Source organism: Catenulispora sp. EB89 (genome assembly GCF_041261445.1).
GTDB lineage: Bacteria > Actinomycetota > Actinomycetes > Streptomycetales > Catenulisporaceae > Catenulispora.
This window is the reverse complement of the sequence record NZ_JBGCCU010000067.1, coordinates 1-1263: the sequence shown is the minus strand read 5'-3', so window position 1 is coordinate 1263 and position 1263 is coordinate 1. Positions and strand designations below refer to the sequence as shown.

Annotated in this window: 2 rRNA genes; both read left to right on the top strand. The window is 57.1% G+C overall.

Features of this window, described 5'->3' with window-relative positions:
* Nucleotides 1-1026, top strand: a 23S ribosomal RNA gene (locus ABH920_RS50030); the annotation flags it as partial.
* Between the two features lie 113 nt (nucleotides 1027-1139).
* Nucleotides 1140-1256, top strand: a 5S ribosomal RNA gene (rrf, locus tag ABH920_RS50025).
* The last annotated feature ends 7 nt before the right edge of the window (nucleotides 1257-1263 follow it).

The following is a 1263-nucleotide window of genomic DNA, read 5'->3' as shown; positions in this document are numbered from 1 at the left end:
CGAAGCTGAGAACTTAAGCGCCAGTAAACGGCGGTGGTAACTATAACCATCCTAAGGTAGCGAAATTCCTTGTCGGGTAAGTTCCGACCTGCACGAATGGCGTAACGACTTCTCGACTGTCTCAACCACGGACCCGGCGAAATTGCACTACGAGTAAAGATGCTCGTTTCGCGCAGCAGGACGGAAAGACCCCAGGACCTTCACTATAGCTTGATATTGGTGTTCGACTCGGTTTGTGTAGGATAGGTGGGAGGCTGTGAAGTCCGGACGCTAGTTCGGGTGGAGCCGGCGTTGAAATACCACTCTGATCGTGTTGGATGTCTAACCTCGGTCCGTGATCCGGATCAGGGACAGTGTCTGGTGGGTAGTTTAACTGGGGCGGTTGCCTCCTAAAGAGTAACGGAGGCGCCCAAAGGTTCCCTCAGCCTGGTTGGCAATCAGGTGGCGAGTGCAAGTGCACAAGGGGGCTTGACTGTGAGACCGACAGGTCGAGCAGGTGCGAAAGCAGGGACTAGTGATCCGGCCATGGCTTGTGGAAGCGTGGTCGCTCAACGGATAAAAGGTACCCTGGGGATAACAGGCTGATCTTCCCCAAGAGTCCATATCGACGGGATGGTTTGGCACCTCGATGTCGGCTCGTCGCATCCTGGGGCTGGAGTAGGTCCCAAGGGTTGGGCTGTTCGCCCATTAAAGCGGTACGCGAGCTGGGTTTAGAACGTCGTGAGACAGTTCGGTCCCTATCCGCTGCGCGCGCAGGAGACTTGAGAAGGGCTGTCCCTAGTACGAGAGGACCGGGATGGACGGACCTCTGGTGTGCCAGTTGTTCTGCCAAGGGCATGGCTGGTTGGCTACGTTCGGGAAGGATAACCGCTGAAAGCATCTAAGCGGGAAACCTGCTTCAAGATGAGGTCTCCCACCCACTTGATGGGGTAAGGCTCCCGGTAGACCACCGGGTTGATAGGCCGGGCGTGGAAGCTCCGTGAGGGGTGTAGCGGACCGGTACTAATAGGCCGAGGGCTTGACCACAAAGCTGATTCTTACAGTAAGACTCTTGCTGCTCGCATCCACTGTTTAGATCTGAGACCCCTACTGGCCTCGAGGACGCACAGGTGTGTTCTCGGCTGGTTGTCTCAAGATGTTACGGCCGCCATAGCGGTGGGGAAACGCCCGGTCCCATTCCGAACCCGGAAGCTAAGCCCGCCAGCGCCGATGGTACTGCCAGGGGGACCTGGTGGGAGAGTAGGACGCGGCCGAACTAAATTT